The sequence below is a fragment of the Salmonella sp. 741265073_HBA genome (assembly GCF_046569105.1).
Classification (GTDB): Bacteria; Pseudomonadota; Gammaproteobacteria; order Enterobacterales; family Enterobacteriaceae; genus Salmonella; species Salmonella enterica.
On the sequence record NZ_JBKFRY010000004.1, the window covers coordinates 275260 to 295861 of the forward strand.

The 20602-nt window shown below is 50.1% G+C and carries 16 protein-coding genes and 3 pseudogenes; 14 read left to right on the plus strand and 5 right to left on the minus strand.

Annotated elements, in window-relative coordinates:
- Positions 1-52 precede the first annotated feature (52 nt).
- The 4 genes and pseudogenes from ACLD3P_RS08675 (at position 53) to ACLD3P_RS08690 (ending at position 6993) form a co-directional block, all read left to right on the plus strand.
- On the plus strand, positions 53-4231 hold the full coding sequence (locus ACLD3P_RS08675) for an RHS element core protein (RefSeq protein WP_411006594.1): 4179 nt from the start codon (positions 53-55) through the stop codon (positions 4229-4231).
- A gap of 15 nt (positions 4232-4246) precedes the next feature.
- A complete protein-coding gene (locus tag ACLD3P_RS08680; protein WP_000058650.1) occupies positions 4247-4918 on the plus strand; it encodes an ankyrin repeat domain-containing protein in 672 nt (223 codons plus the stop codon).
- 24 nt (positions 4919-4942) lie between these two features.
- Positions 4943-5005: pseudogene (locus ACLD3P_RS08685) on the plus strand (hypothetical protein); the annotation flags it as partial.
- Between the two features lie 852 nt (positions 5006-5857).
- Positions 5858-6993: pseudogene (locus ACLD3P_RS08690) on the plus strand (ISAs1 family transposase).
- Between the two features lie 9 nt (positions 6994-7002).
- Here ACLD3P_RS08690 and ACLD3P_RS08695 read toward each other — a convergent pair.
- Positions 7003-7674 (minus strand): annotated as a pseudogene (locus ACLD3P_RS08695) (transposase); the annotation flags it as partial.
- A 57-nt stretch (positions 7675-7731) separates the two neighbouring features.
- On the minus strand, positions 7732-8511 hold the full coding sequence (locus tag ACLD3P_RS08700; protein WP_000686702.1) for a hypothetical protein: 780 nt from the start codon (positions 8509-8511) through the stop codon (positions 7732-7734).
- A gap of 541 nt (positions 8512-9052) precedes the next feature.
- On the opposite strand from ACLD3P_RS08700, the gene ACLD3P_RS08705 reads away from it, so the two are divergent.
- From ACLD3P_RS08705 to ACLD3P_RS08715, 3 genes are all read left to right on the plus strand, one after another.
- Positions 9053-9430, plus strand: coding sequence for a hypothetical protein (locus ACLD3P_RS08705; protein WP_131046133.1), 378 nt, complete (start codon positions 9053-9055; stop codon positions 9428-9430).
- A gap of 539 nt (positions 9431-9969) precedes the next feature.
- The gene (locus ACLD3P_RS08710; RefSeq protein ID WP_000208509.1) at positions 9970-10182 is read left to right on the plus strand and encodes a cold shock domain-containing protein; all 213 of its coding nucleotides are present in this window, start codon (positions 9970-9972) and stop codon (positions 10180-10182) included.
- Positions 10183-10192: 10 nt separating this feature from the next.
- Positions 10193-10381, plus strand: coding sequence for a hypothetical protein (locus ACLD3P_RS08715; RefSeq protein WP_024131109.1), 189 nt, complete (start codon positions 10193-10195; stop codon positions 10379-10381).
- 260 nt (positions 10382-10641) lie between these two features.
- Here ACLD3P_RS08715 and ompC read toward each other — a convergent pair whose 3' ends face one another.
- The gene (ompC, locus tag ACLD3P_RS08720; protein WP_079982661.1) at positions 10642-11853 is read right to left on the minus strand and encodes a porin OmpC; all 1212 of its coding nucleotides are present in this window, start codon (positions 11851-11853) and stop codon (positions 10642-10644) included.
- A 649-nt stretch (positions 11854-12502) separates the two neighbouring features.
- Here ompC and drpB point away from each other — a divergent pair.
- The 4 genes from drpB to ACLD3P_RS08740 all read left to right on the plus strand — a co-directional run bounded on the left by drpB (position 12503) and on the right by ACLD3P_RS08740 (position 15544).
- Positions 12503-12802: a cell division protein DrpB gene (drpB, locus tag ACLD3P_RS08725; RefSeq protein WP_000107430.1), complete on the plus strand. Its 300-nt coding sequence runs from the start codon at positions 12503-12505 to the stop codon at positions 12800-12802.
- A gap of 91 nt (positions 12803-12893) precedes the next feature.
- Positions 12894-13589 carry a phosphohydrolase gene (locus ACLD3P_RS08730; protein WP_131046129.1) on the plus strand — a complete coding sequence of 232 codons (696 nt, stop codon included), beginning with the start codon at positions 12894-12896 and terminating at the stop codon, positions 13587-13589.
- 73 nt (positions 13590-13662) lie between these two features.
- On the plus strand, positions 13663-15093 hold the full coding sequence (locus ACLD3P_RS08735; protein WP_001157316.1) for a DNA cytosine methyltransferase: 1431 nt from the start codon (positions 13663-13665) through the stop codon (positions 15091-15093).
- Positions 15074-15544: a very short patch repair endonuclease gene (locus ACLD3P_RS08740; protein ID WP_000785978.1), complete on the plus strand. Its 471-nt coding sequence runs from the start codon at positions 15074-15076 to the stop codon at positions 15542-15544. Before ACLD3P_RS08735 ends, ACLD3P_RS08740 begins: the two co-directional genes overlap by 20 nt.
- Here ACLD3P_RS08740 and yedA read toward each other — a convergent pair.
- The gene (gene yedA, locus ACLD3P_RS08745) at positions 15533-16453 is read right to left on the minus strand and encodes a drug/metabolite exporter YedA (protein WP_001212263.1); all 921 of its coding nucleotides are present in this window, start codon (positions 16451-16453) and stop codon (positions 15533-15535) included. The two genes, ACLD3P_RS08740 and yedA, sit on opposite strands and share 12 nt — an antisense overlap.
- A 169-nt stretch (positions 16454-16622) precedes the next feature.
- Between yedA and ACLD3P_RS08750 the strand changes: the two genes are divergently transcribed.
- The 3 genes from ACLD3P_RS08750 (at position 16623) to dgcQ (ending at position 19679) form a co-directional block, all read left to right on the plus strand.
- A complete protein-coding gene (locus tag ACLD3P_RS08750) occupies positions 16623-17540 on the plus strand; it encodes a DUF808 domain-containing protein (protein ID WP_086013476.1) in 918 nt (305 codons plus the stop codon).
- A 76-nt stretch (positions 17541-17616) separates the two neighbouring features.
- Entirely contained in the window at positions 17617-17802 is a 186-nt protein-coding gene (locus ACLD3P_RS08755) for a YodC family protein (protein WP_000232161.1), read from the plus strand.
- A 164-nt stretch (positions 17803-17966) separates the two neighbouring features.
- Positions 17967-19679 (plus strand): cellulose biosynthesis regulator diguanylate cyclase DgcQ, encoded by a 1713-nt coding sequence (gene dgcQ / locus ACLD3P_RS08760; RefSeq protein WP_131046127.1) that lies wholly within the window; start codon positions 17967-17969, stop codon positions 19677-19679.
- Here the strand turns inward: dgcQ and ACLD3P_RS08765 are convergent.
- Entirely contained in the window at positions 19658-20473 is an 816-nt protein-coding gene (locus ACLD3P_RS08765; RefSeq protein WP_131046125.1) for a mannosyl-3-phosphoglycerate phosphatase-related protein, read from the minus strand. The two genes, dgcQ and ACLD3P_RS08765, sit on opposite strands and share 22 nt — an antisense overlap.
- Between the last annotated feature and the right edge of the window lie 129 nt (positions 20474-20602).

The following is a 20602-nucleotide window of genomic DNA, read 5'->3' on the forward strand; positions in this document are numbered from 1 at the left end:
CAGGCAGTGGTATGACGGGATAAAAAAGAAGAAGGACATTAAGGAGTAAGGTATGAGCGGAAAACCGGCGGCCCGGATGGGCGATATGACGAAATACGGAGGCCCGATTGTCCAGGGGTCGGCAGGGGTGCTGATAGGCGCGCCGACGGGCGTGGCGTGCTCGGTGTGTCCTAACAGCCCGATAGAAGAGGTGAAAGGTCATCCGGTAAACCCGCTGCTGGGAGCAAAGGTACTACCCGGTGAGACGGATTTTGCGCTGCCCGGCCCGCTGGCGTTCATCCTTAGCCGCGCCTACAGCAGTTACCGGACGAAGACGCCCGCGCCATCGGGGCTGTTCGGTCCTGGCTGGAAGATGGCTGCCGATATGCGCTTACAGATTTGTGAGCGGGCGCTGATACTGAACGACAACGGAGGCCGGAGCATTCACTTTGAGCCACTGTCGCCGGGTGAGTCGTCATACAGTCGCAGCGAGTCGTTCTGGCTGGCGCGGTGCGGGGTGCTTATGCCGGATAAAAGCAACCCGCTGCATGACCTCTGGCAGGCACTGCCGGAAGAGATACGGTTAAGCCCGAACACGTACCTGGCAACGAACAGTATACAGGGGCCGTGGTGGGTGCTGGGGTGGGCGGAGCGGGTACCGGGTGCGGATGAGGCGTTGCCCGCGCCGCTGCCGCCGTACCGTGTGCTGACGGGGCTGGCGGACAGCTACGGACGGACGCTGACGTATCACCGCGCCGCAGAGGGTGAACTGTCCGGGAATGTCACCGGGGTGACGGACGGTGCGGGACGGCGCTTTCATCTGGTGCTGACCACGCAGGCGCAGCGTGCGGAGGCGGCACGTGGGGCGGGTTTACCCGCCGCACCGGCATACCCTGAGACGCTGCCCGCCACGGAGTACGGCACGGATAACGGTATTCGCCTCTCGCAGGTATGGCTGACGCATGAGCCGGACGCTGAGGGCGACCAGGAGCCGGCAATGCTGTCGCGCTATGAGTACACGCCGGGCGGAGAGCTTGCCGCCGTGTATGATCGTGGGGGTGTGGAGGTGCGCCGCTTCCTGTATGACGCGGACCATCCGGGGCGGATGACGGGCCACCGGTATGCAGGCAGGCCGCAGATGCGCTACCGTTATGATGAGACAGGGCGTGTCACGGAGCAGCTTAACCCGGAGGGCTTAAGCTACCGCTACGATTATGAGAAGAGTCGCGTCACCATCACGGACAGCCTGGGACGGCGCGAAGTGCTGCACACGGAAGGTGAAGGCGGGCTGAAACGGGTGGTGATGAAGGTGTCGGCTGACGGGAGCGTGACGCGCAGCGAGTACGACCCGGCGGGGAGGCTGAAAGCGCAGACGGACGCGGCAGGGAGAAGGATGGAGTACAGCCTGCACATGGCATCGGGTATGGTGACGGCGGTGACGGGGCCGGACGGGAGGACGGTACGCTATGGCTATAACAGCCAGCGGCAGTTAACGTCCACGACGTACCCGGACGGGCTGCGGAGCACGCGGGAGTATGATGATAAAGGCAGGCTGACGGCGGAGACATCGCGTACCGGTGAGACGACGCGGTACAGTTATGACAGACCGGACAGTGAATTACCGTCCGGGATACAGGACGCCACCGGCAGCAGTAAGTCAGTGACCTGGAACCGCTACGGGCAGATGGTGGCGTTCACGGACTGTTCGGGGTATGAGACGAAGTATGAATATGACCGGTTCGGTCAGATGACGGCAATTCATCGTGAGGAAGGGCAGAGCATCTACCGCAGCTATAACCGCCGGGGACAGTTAACTGCCGTCAGGGACAGCCAGGGCCGTGAAACCCGCTATGACTATAACGACGCAGGCGATCTCATCACGTTAATCGGCCCGGACGGGAGCCGCACTGAAACGCAGTACGACGGGTGGGGCAAGGCGCTCAGTACCACACAGGGCGGGCTGACGCGGCGGATGGAATATGACGCTGCGGGCCGTGTGACGCAACTGACCAACGAGAACGGCAGCCACAGCGCATTTACCTGGGATATGCTGGACCGTCTCACACAACAGACGGGTTTTGACGGACGGGTACAGCGGTACGGTTATGACGTGACGGGGCAGCTTATCCGCAGCGAGGATGAGGACCTGGTCACACACTGGCACTACGATGCGTCAGACCGGCTGACGCACCGCACAGTCAACGGCCTGGAGGCTGAACGCTGGCAGTATAACGAACAGGGCTGGCTGACGGAGCTGAGTCACCTCAGTGAAGGACAGCGTGTGGCGGTGCATTACGGCTACGATAATAAAGGCCGTCTTATCCGCGAGCGGCAGACGGTAACGGACCCGCAGACAAATGAACTGTTATGGCAGCATGAGACGCTACAGGGGTACAGTGAGCAGGGGCTGGCGAACCGGTTTAAGCCGGATAACCTGCCGCCGGTGGAGTGGCTGACGTACGGGAGTGGTTATCTGGCGGGGATGAAGCTGGGCGATATGCCGTTGCTGGAGTACACGCGTGACAGGCTGCACCGTGAGGTGTTGCGGCGGTTCGGCGCGGGCGCAGCACCAGAAGCGGGTGCTTATGAACTGACCACAACATACACACCGGGCGGTCAGCTTCATGGTCAGCACCTGACGCTGCCACAGCTCAACCGGGAGTACGGTTACGATAAGGGCGGCAGGCTGGTACGCATCAGCGGGCCGCAGCAGACGAGGGAGTACCGCTACAGCGGGAGCGGACGCCTGACCGGGGTGCATACCAGTGCCGAGAATCTGGACATCACCCTTCCGTATGCCACGGACCCGGCGGGGAACCGGCTGCCGGACCCGGAGTTTTACCCCGACACGGGTGCCACAGTATGGGCGGATAACCGCATCACGGAAGATATGCAGTACCTGTACCGCTACGACAAATACGGCAGGCTGACGGAGAAAACGGACCGCATCCCGGAAGGGGTGGTGATACGGATGAACGACGAACGTACACACCGGTACGAATACGATAACCAGCACCGGCTGGTCCACTATGTGCGCACGCAGCACGGAGAAACGCAGGCGGAGGGGCGGTATGTGTATGACCCGCTGGGCCGCCGGGTGGGTAAGCGGGTATGGAAGCGGGAGCTGGTTCACTGGAGCGACACGCAGATGGAGCTGTCGCGCAGGCCGTATGTGACGTGGTACGGCTGGGAGGGAGACAGGCTGACGACCATCCAGACCGGACAGAGCCGCATCCAGACGGTGTATGCGCCGGGGAGTTTTACGCCGCTGGTGCGCATCGAAACAGATGCGGCTGAACAGGCGAAGGCACAGCACCGCAGCCTGGCGGAGAAGCTGTCGCAGGAGGGAAGTGAGGAGGGCCAGGCGGTACAGCTTCCGGCGGCGCTGACGGCGATGCTGGACAGGCTGGAGGGTGAGCTGAGGCGTAACACGGTAAGTGAAGAGAGCCGGGCGTGGCTGGCGGGATGCGGGCTGACGCCGGAGCAGATGGCGGGGCAACTGGAGCCGGAGTACACACCCCAAAGGAAAATTCATCTTTACCACTGCGACCAGCGTGGACTGCCACTGGCGCTGATTACCCCGGACAACACGGTGGCGTGGCGCGGGGAGTATGATGAATGGGGAAATTTGTCGGGTGAGGAAAACCCTGAGCACCTGGAGCAACTGATACGGCTACCGGGCCAGCAGTACGATGAGGAGTCGGGGCTGTATTACAACCGGTACCGGTATTACAATCCGGGGCAGGGGCGATACATCACACAGGATCCGATAGGGTTGATGGGGGGATGGAACCTGTATAAGTATCCATTAAATCCGATGCAAGGAATCGATCCTCTTGGATTAGATGAGGTGGATGAGGGAGAGATCTTCTCTGAATTTTTCAGTGATCCAATGCCACCTAATGATAGCGAAACAACTCCTAAATCAACACGACCTGATGGGCAGCCATGGGGATATGGTTGTGGTTCAGAGGGATCCGACTGGTTTGTTCCTGATGGATTATGGGGGGTTAGTTTCATGGATGCCTGTCGAAATCATGATAAATGCTATGCGACTAAAGGCAGTGATAAAACAACTTGTGATGTTAATTTAGGCAATGACATTGCGTTAGCATGTGGTGTACTGAAAAGTGAAGATCCACGATATAATGATATTTATACTCAATGTTTAATTACTTCTGCTGCTTATCGGGTCGCAGTGGGGACCTTCGGTAAAGGTGCTTATAATGATGCACAAGCTGGTGCCGAATAATAAAAAGGTGTAACCATGTCCTTGAGATTAGTGGTTGTATTTATATTGGCATATATTATGGCTGTATGTGATTTATATGGAGATGATAACCAACATGACTTTCGATTAAGCTTAATAGCAGGTTCTATTGCATCTGTAGATGAGTTAAAGGAACGATGGTTTTTCTGTGAGAAATGCTTGAATGATTTCCAATGTAAATTTGATTATGTAGAACAATGTAAGTCAGTAACAATTCCGGAAAGAAACAACGCGTTAAGTGTGGCGGTAACACATGCTAATACTGAAGCAGTTTATTTTCTTGTAAATCAAGCAAAAACGGATGTAAATGGAATTACTGGCAGATATCACGAGACACCGTTAATGATAGCAGCATATTACGGTACTAAAAAACATCAGGAGATAGCCAGTTTCCTCATTTCTCGTGGAGCAAATGTGAATGCAATAGATTTGACAAAAATGACTATACTTCAAACAGCTATATGGAAAAATAATATGGATTTTGTCAAGATGCTTCTTGAAAATGGAGCAGACCCATCCTTAACATATAATGGTAAAAAGGAAGGGGCAGCATGTATGACTGCAATCAGGAGAAAACGTTTTGAATTTATCTCAATTATCCCAGGATGTTGCTCTTTAGTTAAAGATAATTCAGAACCAATACCTAATAACGTGTATGTATGTCAGTAAATGAAGTTAAATATAAATAGGTCGTACCGTTACGATAAAGACACGCTGCAACTGACAGAGGTGATAAATCCACAGGACGAATCTTACCGCGATCTCTAGGATAACAACTAGGTGGAAAACGTCATCAGGTCGGTGGCGGTGAACCGTAGGGCAAGATCACGATGTGCCGTAGGCACAAAGATGCAAAACGGGACGTTTTGCATGTAATAAGCATAAGCTTATGAAGAGATGGTGGCAGGCCCACCGGGATCTGCTGTCGGAAGTCGGTCCCAAACAACCCCGGCTGCTGTGGTAAAGAGCCATGGTGGTGAGCGCAGGGAGAATGGCAGTAACAGACGGCAGGGAGGTGCAGTATAACCTCCGCCTGCTGTCGGAAATTTTATAATTATATTCAGGTGAAAAGTTTTTTTATAAAATATGGTTGTTGTGAAAATATCGCGAAAATAGACTCCACCACCCCTGGTGAGATGTTCTATTAAATATCTGATGGTTCTGCTTGATAATATTTATCAGAATGTATAAATGCACTTTTTTTCTTAAAGTGAAATGACTGGTTTTACATTGTGAATATTTAAAATGTAATCGAAAGTATCGCAGATTTTTCTTTGCTGAAATATCACTTCAAATTGAAAGTCCAGTACCGGGTTGTAAAAAGTAGACTCCGTGTGAACCATCCGCAGCTAAACCGGGAGTACGGTTACGATGAGGGCGGCAGGCTGGTACGCATCAGCGGGCCGCAGCAGACGAGGGAGTACCGCTACAGCGAGAGCGGGCGCCTGACCGGGGTGCATACCAGGGAAAGAACATCAGAAGTATGTTTTTTGTACTAATAAATCAGCATTTTTTTGTTTAAAAATTAAGCTAATCCTTATCCAGTGCAACTGTCCTTCTGACTTTACATATGATCAAATATCTCCTGGAAAATAAGGAGAACAGATTATGAATCTTGAAAAATTAATGGCACATATTTCAATTATCCCTGATTACAGACAACCCTGGAAGTAGAGCATAAATTATCAGACATTCTGCTTTTGACAATCTGTGCTGTCATTTCTGGTGCTGAGGGTTGGGAAGATATCCAGGATTTTGGCGAGGCCCATATAGAATTTTTAAAAGAATATGGTGATTTTGAAAATGGCATTCCGGTTCATGATACCATTGCCAGAGTTATATCCTGCATAAGTCCTAGAAAATTCCATGAATGTTTTATTAACTGGATGCGAGATTGTCACTCTTCAGATGATGGTGATATTATTGCTATTGATGGAAAAACACTTCGACACTCTTACGATAAAAGCCGTCGCCGGGGGGCGATTCATGTAATAAGTGCGTTTTCCACAATGAACGGTCTTGTACTGGGACAGATAAAAACCAATGAGAAATCCAATGAGATTACTGCAATACCAGAACTGCTTAACATGCTTGATATCAAAGGGAAACTGATTACAACGGATGCAATGGGATGCCAGAAAGATATTGCTGAAAAGATACATCATCAGGAAGGTGACTATTTATTTTCAGTAAAAGGTAATCAGGGACGATTGCAAAAAGCGTTTGAAGAAAAATTTCCGTTAAAAGAACTAAATAATCCAAAGTATGACAGTTATGCCACAACCGAAAAGGGACATGGAAGAGAAGAAACCCGGCTTCATATTGTCAGCGATGTTCCTGATGAGTTAATTGATTTTACATTTGAATGGAAAGGTTTAAAAAAACTATGTGTGGCGGTATCTTTTCGTTCAGAGAAAGATAGCGGAAAGAAAGAACCAGAAATGCTGGTGAGATATTATATAAGCTCAGCGGATTTAACAGCAGAGAAATTTGCCAGTGCGATGAGAAGTCATTGGGATGTGGAAAATAAATTGCACTGGCGTTTAGACGTGGCGATGAACGAAGATGATTGCAGAATAAGAAGAGGAAATGCAGCGGAATTATTTTCTGGCATAAGACATATAGCGGTAAATATTTTGACGGAAAACAAGGAATTCAAAGCAGGGCTGAGAAGAAAGATGAGAAGAGCGGCGATGGACAGAGAGTACCTCGCGTCAGTCCTTGCGGGGTGCGGGGTTTCGTAATCTTGCCCTGTCCACGCAGGCAATCAGGATATCTTCCATGCCTCGGTTTTGCAGGTCGCTTAATACCGACAGCCAGAAGTTCGCCCCTTCGCTTTCCGACAGATACAGGCCCAGAACTTCCTTTTTGCCTTCCAGATTCAGCGCCAGCACGGTATAAACCGCCTTGTTCTGGTAACGGCCATCCTCCCGGATTTTATAATGAATAGCGTCCAGCCAGACGAAGGGGTAAACCTTCTCCAGTGGGCGTTGTTGCTACTGTTTTAGTTCAGGGATGACTTTGTCGGTTACCGCACTGATGGTGGCGGTTGAAACGCTGAAGGCATAAAGCTCTTCAATCTCCCGACTGATGTCCTGATAACTCATCCCCAGTGCAAACAGGCGAATGATCTTGTCGGACAGCGTGGTCTGATGCTTCTTCACCAGTTGTGGCTCAAAAGTACCGTTACGATCGCGCGGGGTTGTCAGTTCAAAACTGCCTGTCGGGGCTTTAATGGTCTTTTTGCCGGAACCATTTTTACGGTTCGCTTCCACATCCTGAGCCAGATGGGAGTCAAGCTCAGCAGACAGGACTGCCTCGGTTAACTGCTTGATTAATGGAGTTAAGATACCAACTTTGCCCGTTAATGCCTGACCGGACTGAAGGGCTTTAAGTGCTTTGTCGAAATCGAAGGGCTGGGACATGTGTCATTCCTTTTTGATTGTATATTACTGGAATGACACAGAATTTCTAACACTCCTTTACTGGTAGCGGTTCACCAGATCTTTCACCATTGACGCATAGGTTCTTTGCCTGAGCTGCGAAATCTGCTGTTCTGTAGTTGCCTCTGCGGAATCTTTTTTCCCCGGCTGCGGTGGAAGTACTGTATTTTCATAGTTGAGTGGCGACCAGGTGGCCCATTCGCCCGTAGCCACGTCCACTAAGGTGAAACGCACCAGATAACGCAACGATACGCTGTCGGTCAGTTTTTCATTTTTAAAATCTGACCAGACGGTGTTTTTTGTCATGGCGTCATATTTGCCAGACTGCAACGTATCCTGATAAACGATAATGGCTTTCTGATGTCCTTTCGCGGCAACATAGCGCAGCGCCTGCATCCAGTTCATATTTTCGGCAGTAGCAATGTCCTGATTTCCGTCTTTAATTTTGTCTTTACTGCAGGTCACAGTCTTTTGTCTGTCCGGGATGCCAGAGAACGTCGAAACAGTATAATACTTGCTCATTTCCTGCTGCATAATAGCTTCCGGTGCGCGATTACCAGACTGAACCAGAATGACGGCAGAATTCAGCGGTACGCTGAATTTCTCACCTTCCAGTGCGGCCTGGATATCTTCTTCTGAAACGGCAAGTGTGGTCTCGTTACCAAAGATATCTTTATCTGTTAACTGACTGGCCGTATTTTTACTGATACTGCTTTCCGTTCTGGAGATGTCCTTTTTCTTTGCGTCAATGGGGGAACGCACACAGGCGCTCAATAAAAATATTGTTGTGCATAAATAAATCACTGAACAGATTTTCATATGTTTTCCTGAAGTGTGTATTGGATGGCGATGTAATTAAAAGATTCTGATTGTTGTTTTTATTATATCCTGTTATTGATAATTTCAGGAGAATTGTTTTGTATTCATAAATCAAATGAAATGCTCTATTTTGATATTTCCTGATTATTGTTAATGTGTCTGGTATCAATTTTAGTATTTGATTTTTATTTGGCAGTGGTGTTTCTGTTTGTAATAACTGACGATGATATTGAGTCCCTCTGGAAGATAAATAAAGAAGAATGTGATATGAGTTCGGTTCCTTATCACAGTAACAATTCCGTCATGCCGGTCCGGGTAACGATTTATGAAGCCGTTAATATTTTAAAAAGCAAGCTAATGAAGAGTTTACAGCCAGTGAAATATGGCGTTATGCGCTCTATGGGCACCTTACGCTATCCATCTATTTTCAGTCTCCGGTGATCTTTCGACGGATTAAGACCAGAAAAAATAAAATATTTTTAATGAAGGGAAAGGATGATCCAGTTAATCGACTCTGTTACCTGAACAGTGATATCATTTTATGAGCAATAGCTGGAGGGTGAAAACTGAAGGTGATTACATCTCTCCACCCAGTCATATAATGGATACACCATTACTAGGCTATGAATATGTTATGCTGCAACGATTACTGGCGCATTCACTGAATCTACCGCTACCAGAGAGCGGGCAGTGTAATATCTATTGTGGCGTTCTTGTCAGTGATGGAAGTAATATTTTTCAGGTTTTTGAATGTCAGTCTCTGGAGCAAAAGATTTTTCAGCAGTTACAATTAATTCCGGTAGATAAAGCAAGCCTTTGCCATGACGAAATCAATAAAATACAGTTCGACAGAACAAAGAAAGATTACTTTCCTGTCTATCATTTTCCAGGAGATGCCTGTTTCGTTGTAAAAATGTAGCATCTTGAGTCATTCATCAGCCGGTTTTATTCCTCTCAGACTAAGCCATCAACACAGATTTCAACGCCGCTGTCGCGGTTATTATGGCTTGCCTGTAAACATAATGAACACACTAATTCTCTGCTTGACCACCCTTATAAACTGGTCGCACGAGATCACAGGAACCTCTCACGATGATGCGCATGTATCCTGGTTTACGACATAAGTAAATGTGGCGCGTTTATTGCCAGGTAGGCGTTGTGAGACGTAACTTATTTACGCCAGGTTTCAGCCGTAGCGACGGACATGGATAAAAAGAGTATGGCAATCAGCGTGATAATGCTAAAAAACAATTAATATTTTTTTAACAAAACTAAAGCTTGCTATGTTCAGTTAACCATGCGTTAATGGTTGTGCGGTTTGATACAAACTTATCTGAAGTAGTGATTGTAATATTTCTCATCATTTGTTCCTCTTGAGATCTCCTTTAGGTTTTTTTCTCTCTGATAATTTTCTTCAGGCCATTTTGCCCAAGGGCTCATTCAAAAGGTAACAATATTATGACGACGAAAATCACTGGTTTAGTAAAATGGTTTAACCCTGAAAAGGGCTTTGGTTTCATTACGCCTAAAGATGGCAGCAAAGATGTGTTTGTGCATTTTTCCGCCATTCAAAGTAATGAATTCCGCACTCTGAATGAAAATCAGGAAGTGGAGTTTTCAGTAGAGCAGGGACCAAAAGGTCCATCAGCGGTCAACGTTGTGGCGCTTTAAGGTATCTGATATTACTAATAAAATTCACTTCCGGTGTCCATGTTGCCATGGTTCACAATACAGAACATCGACATTTGATGTTACTGAGCAAAACCCATTTGGCGCGAAATGTATTTTTTGTAAGTCAACCATGATCACTTTTGATAATGTTGGATTATACATTCGCTCAGGACAGGTTCCGCCAGATTTTAGAAAATAATTCATATCAGCTCCGTACAGGAGCTTTTTTTATGCCCGGATGATTATCATCTATAGACGCTGGCATCCATCATCTATAGTGGCATTTTCCTTTCCCCAAAAGTGTTATTTCTCTTGCAGACAGCGCCTGAAAAGAGCGAAATTGTCCTCATCTATCCGATGAAACCAGGTCACCTGTCTTTGCGCCGTTATCCGTTATTTAATTCTTGCCCTATAATAACAAGCCCGCGCTAAGCACGGGCTTGAATAACATAAAGCGTCTTAGAACTGGTAGACCAGACCAACACCTACGATATCATCGGTTGCAATACCGTTGTTTGCGTAGAAGTCATCATCTTCGTCCAGCAGGTTGATTTTATAATCAACGTAGGTGGACATATTTTTGTTGAAGTAGTAAGTCATACCGACGTCAACATATTTAACCAGATCTTTGTCGGTGTAACGATAGTTACCATGGCTATCCATATCCTGGCCGCCTAAATCTTTGCCCTTAGACTGCAAGTAGGCGATGGACGGACGCAGACCGAAATCGAACTGATACTGTGCAACCACTTCAAAGTTCTGGGTTTTGTTAGCGATACCGCCGCCACCCAACTTACCGTCTGCAGAGTGATAGTCGCTGTCTCCATAAGAGGTCATATTGCGGGTTTCAGAGTACATCGCCGCCAGGTATACGTTATAGGCGTCATATTTGACACCTACGGTCCAGGCTTCGGCAGTTTCACCGCCGGCATCATTGTTGCCATAGTAACGATGACCATCACCATATCCATTACCTACTTGGGCATCGGTACGGTCAGAACTTGAATAAGCAGCCCCCAGGCTCAACCCGAAGTCAAAATCATAAGAGGTAGAGATGCCGAAACCGTCACCGTTTTCTTTATCTATACCGCGGCTAGTTCCATTACCGGAGCCTTCCTGGCCAAATCCGTTATTGCCACTTTCATTATTACCCTGGTATTGCAGCGCGAAGTTCCAGCCTTCCACCAGGCCGAAGAAGTCGGTGTTACGATAGGTGGCCAGGCCGTTAGCACGCTGAAGCATATATACATCTGTCTGGGTGTAAGAGTCGCCGCCGAATTCCGGCAGCACATCGGTCCAGGCTTCAACGTCGTAGATAACACCATAGTTACGGCCATAATCGAAAGAGCCGTACTCGCCGAATTTCAAACCGGCAAAGCCCAGACGAGTCCAGGACGTATCCCTGTTACCTTCAGTGCCACTCGCCTGCATGTTGTATTCCCACTGACCATAGCCGGTCAGCATATCGTTGATTTGCGTCTCACCCTTAAAGCCAATACGGGCGTAGGACTTATCGCCGTCGTCGCCTGCATTGTCAGAGAAGTAACGCAGACCATCAACTTTGCCGTACAGGTCGAGTTTGTTGCCATTTTTATTATAAACTTCAGCCGCATTTGCTGCGCCTGCCACTAATAACGCCGGGACAAGCAGTGCCAGAACTTTTCTGTTCATTATGTATTCCCTTATGATAATAATTTATATGAATATGTAGCCACTTCAACAAAACTACAAATTGATACTATTCTATGAAGTTCATGGAATTTAAAAAATAACATGTAACAAAGGTATTTAAAATATTTCAATTTGTTTCTATTTGGTTTTTTATAATAAAGACTATATAAGTAACTAAGAATATATATTCTATAATTATCATTTTTTATCAATGGGTTATGTGTTTTGATTTGATGGTTGTTGGTGTGAATATAATTTGTTTTTTATATGTATTTGATGCTTTGATTATGAAAAAACATAAAAAAAACCGGCATAAATGCCGGTAATGTGGGTAATGATAAAATAAATGATAAAAGGCTAATAACCGAATCATTCTGACACTTAATGCTAATAAAATAAAACGCTATCGCGGTGCGTAAAAATAAGTTGTTCTGGTTATGGGTTATTCTGCATCAAAGTGCGATTCAATCACCATTCCCTTATTTAACAGCAGGTTCAGCGCCAGGCGTAACATTAACTGAGAATAAACTATTTGTGGAATGAATAACCAAAACAGGTGGATAAGGTATTCTATGGTCGAAATGTGACTAATGTCACATTATAATGTAATTAATGTCATATGACTTACATCACAAAAGCGGAGTAAAGTTTGAGTACCAGGGAGGACAACGCCACCCGTAGCATGGGTGGCAAATTAGCGTTATGGGTTTTTTATACCTTTTGCGGCTACTTCATCTGGGCGATGGCGCGTTGCGTGTGGCTGATGTCCGCCATACAAACCGAGCCGGTTCTCGGCCCAATCAGCACTCCTGGCAGCGCAACGGAAAAATGGCTTAACGCGCTTTCGCTGGGCGTCGTCTGGCTTATTCTGGGGAGTATTGCCTGGTATACCCGGCCTCGCAAAAACAGGGCTTATCCCGCCGACACTAAGCCAGAAACGCGCAAGTAAGCAGGGATGTAAAGTGGTGGCGGATATGTCAGGATAGCGAACCCTGTGCTCAGGCATGTAATAAAAATGGTCTGCTATAAAGAGAGGGCGTATGGACTCAGGATACTGGCAATCGCAGTTTGAAGACTGGCTACGTCACCACCATCAGGAACAGGATGCCGCCCATGACATCTTCCATTTTCGTCGTGTTTGGGCAACCGCGCAAACGCTGGGGGAAAACAGTCCTGTCGACTGGCTGGTGGTGCTATCGGCATGTTATTTCCATGACATCGTCAGCCTGGCGAAAAATCATCCGCAGCGGCATCGTTCTTCCATTCTGTCGGCGGCAGAAACCCGGCGTATTTTTCTGCGGGATTTTCCTGACTTTCCGGCAGAAAAACTGGCGGGCATTTGTCATGCTATCGAAGCGCATAGTTTCAGCGCAAAAATTGCGCCCACCACGCCAGAGGCAAAAATCGTGCAGGATGCAGACAGGCTGGAGGCGTTGGGCGCTATTGGTCTGGCGCGGGTCTTCGCGGTCTCCGGCGCGCTGGGCGTCGCGCTGTTTGATGCCGACGATCCCTTTGCCGACAGACGGCCTCTTAACGATAAGCAATTCGCGCTCGACCATTTTCAAACCAAGCTGCTGAAACTGCCGCTGACGATGCAGACCGAACGGGGCAAGTACCTGGCGCAGCGTAATGCGGATTTTCTGGTGTCGTACATGGCGAAACTGAGCGCTGAGCTGAAAGGCGACTATGAAACACGGGATGAGGCGGTCATCCAGATGTTTGCTACGCATCAGTAACCCCTGTCGCTGAAACGTAAACCGCGTCATTTTATGTTAGTCTGTCGGCAATTATTTTTGGCCGGTTAAATGTATGCAGGAAAATATTTCAGTAACACACGCCCGGAACCTCATCGCCGACGACGCCGGAAGCGAGATCCAGGCGATGCTGAGTCAATTGCTGGAAATCTACGATGTTAAAACGCTGGTGGCGCACCTTAACGGCCTGGGCGAGCAGCACTGGAGCCCGGCCATCTTAAAGCGCGTAATGATGAACGCGGCATGGCATCGTTTGAGCGACAATGAACTCACCTGTCTTAAAACAGGGTTGCCGACGCCGCCAGCGCATCATCCACATTACGCCTTTCGTTTTATCGATCTCTTCGCGGGCATCGGCGGCATTCGCCGCGGATTTGAAGCGATAGGCGGACAGTGCGTGTTTACCAGCGAATGGAATAAGCACGCGGTACGGACATATAAAGCGAACTATTTTTGCGATCCGCTGCAACATCGCTTTAATGAAGATATCCGCGATATCACGTTGAGCCACCGGGAAGGGGTCAGCGATGATGAGGCGGCGGAACACATTCGCCAGCATATTCCGCAACATGATGTCCTGCTGGCGGGCTTTCCCTGTCAGCCATTTTCTCTGGCGGGCGTTTCCAAGAAAAATGCGCTGGGCCGCGCCCACGGCTTTGCCTGCGAGACTCAGGGGACGTTATTTTTTGATGTCGTAAGAATTATCGACGCTCGCCGCCCCGCGCTGTTTGTGCTGGAAAACGTGAAAAACCTTAAAAGTCACGACCAGGGCAACACCTTCCGCATTATTATGCAAACGCTCGATGAACTGGGATATGACGTGGCGGATGCCGCTGACAATGGCCCGGACGATCCGAAAATTATCGACGGGCAGCACTTTCTTCCTCAGCATCGGGAACGTATTGTGTTAGTGGGATTCCGTCGCGATTTAAACCTGAAAACCGATTTTACGTTACGCAATATCGCCCGCTGTTATCCACCGCGCCGTCCGACGCTGGCAGAACTGCTGGAGCCCGTCGTCGAAGCCAAATATATCCTGACGCCGGTGCTGTGGAAATATTTATATCGCTACGCGAAAAAGCACCAGGCGCGGGGAAACGGTTTTGGCTATGGCATGGTTTATCCTGATAATCCGGGAAGTGTGGCGCGCACGTTATCTGCTCGCTACTACAAAGATGGCGCCGAAATTCTGATCGATCGTGGTTGGGATATGGCGAAAGGCGAAGTTAATTTCGACGATGCTGGCAACCAACAACATCGTCCCCGCCGACTCACGCCGAGAGAGTGCGCGCGTTTAATGGGATTTGAGGCGCCGCAAACGTACCAGTTCAGGATACCTGTCTCGGATACGCAGGCCTATCGCCAGTTTGGCAACTCCGTGGTGGTGCCGGTATTTGCCGCGGTAGCAAAGCTGCTGGAACCCAAAATTCACCAGGCGGTGACGCTGCGTCAGAGAGAGACGGTAGATGGCGGACGTTCACGATAAAGCCACGCGCAGTAAAAATATGCGCGCGATAGCGACCCGCGATACGGCTATTGAAAAACGTCTTGCCGGCCTGCTAAGCGCGCAGGGGATTACGTTTCATACTCAGGACGCGACATTACCGGGCAAGCCGGACTTTGTGGTGAATGACTATGATTGTGTGATTTTTACTCACGGCTGCTTTTGGCATCATCACCACTGTTATCTGTTCAAAGTACCGGCCACGCGAACGGCTTTCTGGCTGGAAAAAATCGGTAAGAACGTTGAGCGCGATGAGCGCGATATTCAGCGTTTACAGGCGCTTGGCTGGCGGGTGCTGATCGTCTGGGAGTGCGCCTTGCGCGGGCGAGCGAAATTGAGCGACGCGGCGTTGGCGGAGCGCCTGGAAGAGTGGATCTGCGGCGGCGGCGCCAGCGCGCAGATTGACACCCAGGGGATTCATCTACTGGCGTGAATCTTCCGTTTTACACGGCGTGACCACCGCCCTGGCGGGAAACAGGTACTTACCCAGAGTCACCAGCACTACGGCAAACACAATCACACCCAGCGCAGCCCATTCAACGGGCGATAACCTCTCACCGCCCAGGCCGGTGCCAAGTAACACGGCGACAACCGGATTCACGTAGGCGTAGCTGGTCGCCAGCGCCGGACTGACGTTGCGAATCAGGTACATATAGGCATTAATGGCGATAATAGAACCGAACAACGCCAGGTAGCCGACGGCCATAAACCCCGATAAACCAGGCAGCGTGGCGAGCTTTTCGCCGGAAAGAAACGCCGCGCAAAGCAATACCACGCCCGCCGCCAGCATTTCAATCGCACCCGCCATCATGCCCACAGGAAGGGCGATGCGCGAGCCGTAAACGGAACCAAATGCCCAGCTCATCGAACCTATCAGGATCAAAATCGCGCCCCACGGATTGCCGCTTAAGTTGCCGCCGCTGTTCAGCAGAATAATCCCGGCAAGTCCAATGGCAATCCCCACCCATTCTAATTTGCGCGTTTTAATACCAAAAAAGTAGCTAAAGCACAGCGTAAATAGCGGGACAGTGGCGACCACGACGGCAGCAATGCCCGATGGCACGTTTTGATGCTCCGCCACCGTCACCAGACCGTTACCCACCGCCAGCAGCAGTAGACCAATCAGCGCGGCGTTGATGGTCTGGCGCAGCGGCGGAAGTTTTTCGCCGCGCAACAGTAAAAACGCCATGAGCAACATCCCCGCCGAGAGAAAACGTACGCCTGCCATCATCAGCGGCGGCCAGCTTTCAACGCCTATGCGGATAACAAAATAGGTAGACCCCCAAATGATGTACAAGGCAAAAAGCGCGCCAAAAAGAGGTAATAACTGCCGGAAACGCATAATCACTCACGGTGAAATAAAAAGGGTGAATATAGTAAACGTCAAAATTATTATGCTGGCGAGCATTATAATTGTCCTTTTGGAATAAAAAGGCGTTGACCCGCGCCGCCGGTTTCGGCATTGCGCGTTTTGCTACATACTTAACGTCTTAGAAGAAAAGACCGAGGAAATCATTTTGGCAGGAAGTAGCTTACTGACATTACTCGACGATATCGCCACGCTGCTGGACGATATTTCGGTAATGGGCAAATTGGCCGCGAAAAAAACCGCGGGCGTACTGGGGGACGACCTGTCGCTCAATGCGCAGCAGGTGACCGGCGTTCGCGCTAATCGCGAGCTGCCAGTGGTATGGAGCGTGGCGAAAGGATCATTAATCAACAAGGTTATTCTGGTGCCGTTGGCGCTGCTGATAAGCGCATTTATCCCGTGGGCCATCACGCCTTTATTAATGTTAGGCGGCGCGTTTCTCTGCTTTGAAGGGGTAGAAAAAGTCCTGCATACCTTTGAGGCGCGAAAACACAAAGAAGACCCGGCGGAGCGGCAAAAACGTCTTGAGGCGCTGGCTGCGCAAGATCCTTTGGCCTTTGAAAAAGATAAAGTAAAAGGGGCGGTCCGTACCGATTTCATTCTTTCCGCTGAAATTGTGGCCATTACCCTGGGGATTGTCGCGCAGGCGCCGCTGCTTAATCAGGTGTTGGTACTGGCGGGGATTGCGTTGATTGTGACCATTGGCGTGTATGGCCTGGTGGGTATTATTGTCAAACTGGATGATATGGGGTACTGGCTGGCGGAAAAGCGTAGCGTGCTGGCGCAGGGCGTCGGTAAAGGATTGCTGATTATCGCGCCCTGGTTAATGAAAGCATTATCCATTGTCGGTACGCTGGCGATGTTTCTGGTTGGCGGCGGGATTGTCGTACACGGTATTGCGCCGCTACACCATGCCATTGAACATTTTGCGCAGCAGCAGGGGGCTTTCATGGCGCATACGATCCCTGCGGGGCTGAATCTGGTGCTCGGCTTTATTATCGGCGCCATTGTGGTGGCGCTGGTGAAAGGTGTGGCGAAAATTCGCGGTGTTTCGCACTGATTTTCTACAATGAATTATGCAAAATTGCCCATCCTCGTCTAAGGTGAAAACGTTTCATCTGATACAGGAGGCAGGTATGGTCTTTTCTGTCAGTGAGGAAGTTACCGTGAAAGAGGGGGGGCCCCGGATGATCGTCACCGGTTATTCCAGCGGAATGGTAGAGTGTCGCTGGTATGATGGTTTTGGCGTAAAACGGGAGGCATTCCATGAGAATGAGCTCGTGCCAGGCAAGGAAAGGCGCGTGCGGGACGAAGCCCGATGACAAAACGCCCGGTTAATGCCGGGCGTTTTGCTGTGGAGAAAAAGAGTCGTCGCGCTGCGACATGCAGCTACCTGGTTATGCCAGGATTGAGTGGTATCCCTTGATGAGGTCTGGCTACCGTAAGCCATCAGGGGGCGTTGTATCAATAACCAGGAGTTACCAGGGTGCCGCACGAAACACTGTTAGATAATCAAGGCTGGTTTAAAAAGCTGGCGCGGCGTTTTGGTCCCGGTCATGTCGTCAACACCTGTTTTCTGATCGTGATGCTGTTCTCGACGCTACTTACCTGGCGGGAAGTGATGATACTGAAAGACGCGTATGTCGCCAGTCAGCGCAATCATCTGGGGAGCGTCGCGAATGTCCTTGACCGCCAACTGCAATTCAACATGGACAGGTTGATCTTTTTACGCAACGGTATGCATGAAGCGCTGGTGGCGCCGCTGGCTTTTTCCGCATTGCAAAGCGCGGTGACGCAGTTTGAGCAACGACGCGTCAGACATTTCTGGCAACTGGAGCTGGATAAGCGGCGGACATTGCCGTTATATGGCGTTTCCGATCAATTTGTCGCCCGGACGACGCTTCTTTCGCGGGAGAGTCGTGACCTGGCAAATGAATTGACCGCCACGCTGGAGTTAGGGTATCTGGCGCGTCTGGCGCGCTCATCCGCCATGCTGACGCTGGAGACGATGTATGTTTCTCGCTCAGGGTTTTACCTCTCAACTCTCCCTACGGCGTACGGTAGCGATATTGTCTCCCGTTACTATCAGTACGTGACCCAGCTCTGGTTTATCGAGCAAAGCCAACGGCGTAATCCACAGCGCGGCGTGCGGTGGTTTACCTCCGCACAGCCCTATGTTGCTGACGAGCAGAAAAAAGTGACAGCCAGTCTACCGCTGGATCACGATAATTACTGGTATGGCGTACTGGCAATGGATATTCCCGTCGCGTCACTACAGCGGTTCCTGCGCGATGCGGCCGAAAAGGATATTGAAGGGGAATATCAGCTATACGATAACCATCTCCGTTTGTTGACGGACTCCGCGCCGGAACAACAAACCGCGAATACGTTAAATGACCGTGAGCGCGCCTTACTGGCGCGTGAAATAGAAAAAGATACCCTGGGTGGGCTGCGTTTAGGAACGCATTATGTAAGCTGGGAGCGGCTGGATCATTTTGATGGTGTCCTGCTGCGCGTGCATACATTACGTGAAGGCATACAAGGGAATTTTGGCAGTATTAGTATCGCGCTGACGCTGTTATGGGTGCTTTTTACGGCGATGCTGTTGATCTCCTGGGGCGTTATTCGACATATGGTCAAAAACATGTTTGTTCTGCAAAATTCGCTGCAATGGCAGGCATGGCACGATCCGCTGACCCGGCTATATAACCGTGGCGCGCTGTTTGAAAAAGCGTCCAGGCTGGCAAAGCGCTACCGGGAAGCCCGCCAGCCATTTTCTGTGATACAGCTGGATTTAGATTATTTTAAAAGCGTTAACGATCGCTTTGGTCATCAGGCAGGCGATCGCGTGTTGTCCCATGCCGCTGGGCTCATTGGCAGCACCATTCGAGCGCACGACATCGCCGGACGGGTAGGGGGCGAAGAGTTTTGTATCGTGCTGCCCGGCGCGACGAAAGCGCAGGCGCTGCAGATTGCCGAACGCATACGCCAGCGCATTAATGACAAAGAGATTCTGGTGACGAAAAGCACGACGCTTCGTATCAGCGCGTCAATGGGGATCAGTAGCGCGGAGGAATACGGCGACTATGATTTTGAGCAGTTGCAGTCGCTGGCCGACAAACGGCTTTATTACGCCAAACAGTCCGGACGTAACCGTATTTGCGCCAGCGACGCGACTCAGGAGCGGGAAAAGAAATAGTCCATGCCTTCGCGCCAGCCATCCGGCCCTTCGTTCTGGCTACGGTAGACGCGCTGAGGATCGTCGTTACGCAAGTGTACGCCCTCCCGGTTTAGTCCTTTAACGACAACCGCATAATCCATCACATCCAGTAAGGGCGCATCATTGGGGCCGTCTCCTAGCCCCAACGTCAGAGGACGCGCGCGCCACTGCCGACGATATGCTTCTATCAGCCAGTTAGCAGCCTGATCTTTACCGGCGGAGGCGTCCAGCACATGCCAGAAACGGGCGCCATGGACAAATTGCAGTCCCAGGTCATTTAAATGGGCGACAAACTGCGCCATGCGTTCATCGCTATCGCGCCAGATCAGCGACACCGACGCTTCATGCAGACGGGTTAGGGCAGACTGTGCCCGGTTTAGGCCCGTCCATTCGCTTATCACCTGATCGTCAACGTCATCAAACGTGGTGAACTTAAACTGTTCCTTTTCACGCAATTTATGCAGGACGAGGCGGATTTCGTTGTGAGAAATACCGGCTATCAGACGGGGATAGTGGGGATGGTCTTCCCAATGAACGTCCAGTTGGATCACTGCGCCGTTTTCCGCAATCAGCGGCAGTCCCTGTAGATTTAATGTCGTCTGGAGCTGGAGCATTTCAGCCGCGGTTTTACTGCTACAGAGGATCACGGGCACGCCGCTTTCATGCAGGCGAGTAAGCCAGGGGGCCGCGGGCTGCCACTCAAAAGTGTGGCTGTTCAGCAATGTGCCGTCCAGATCGGTAAAAATCAGCAAGGGGTCATGGATTGAGAGCATTTTTTCCTCATTTTCCGTTGCAACGGCGGGCTTATTTCCAGGAAAAGTCCTAAAGCACACCCGAAAGAAGTCGAACGCTAACTGGAACCGATCCCGTCGCTTCCAGGCAGCACATGCGTTGTCACACTT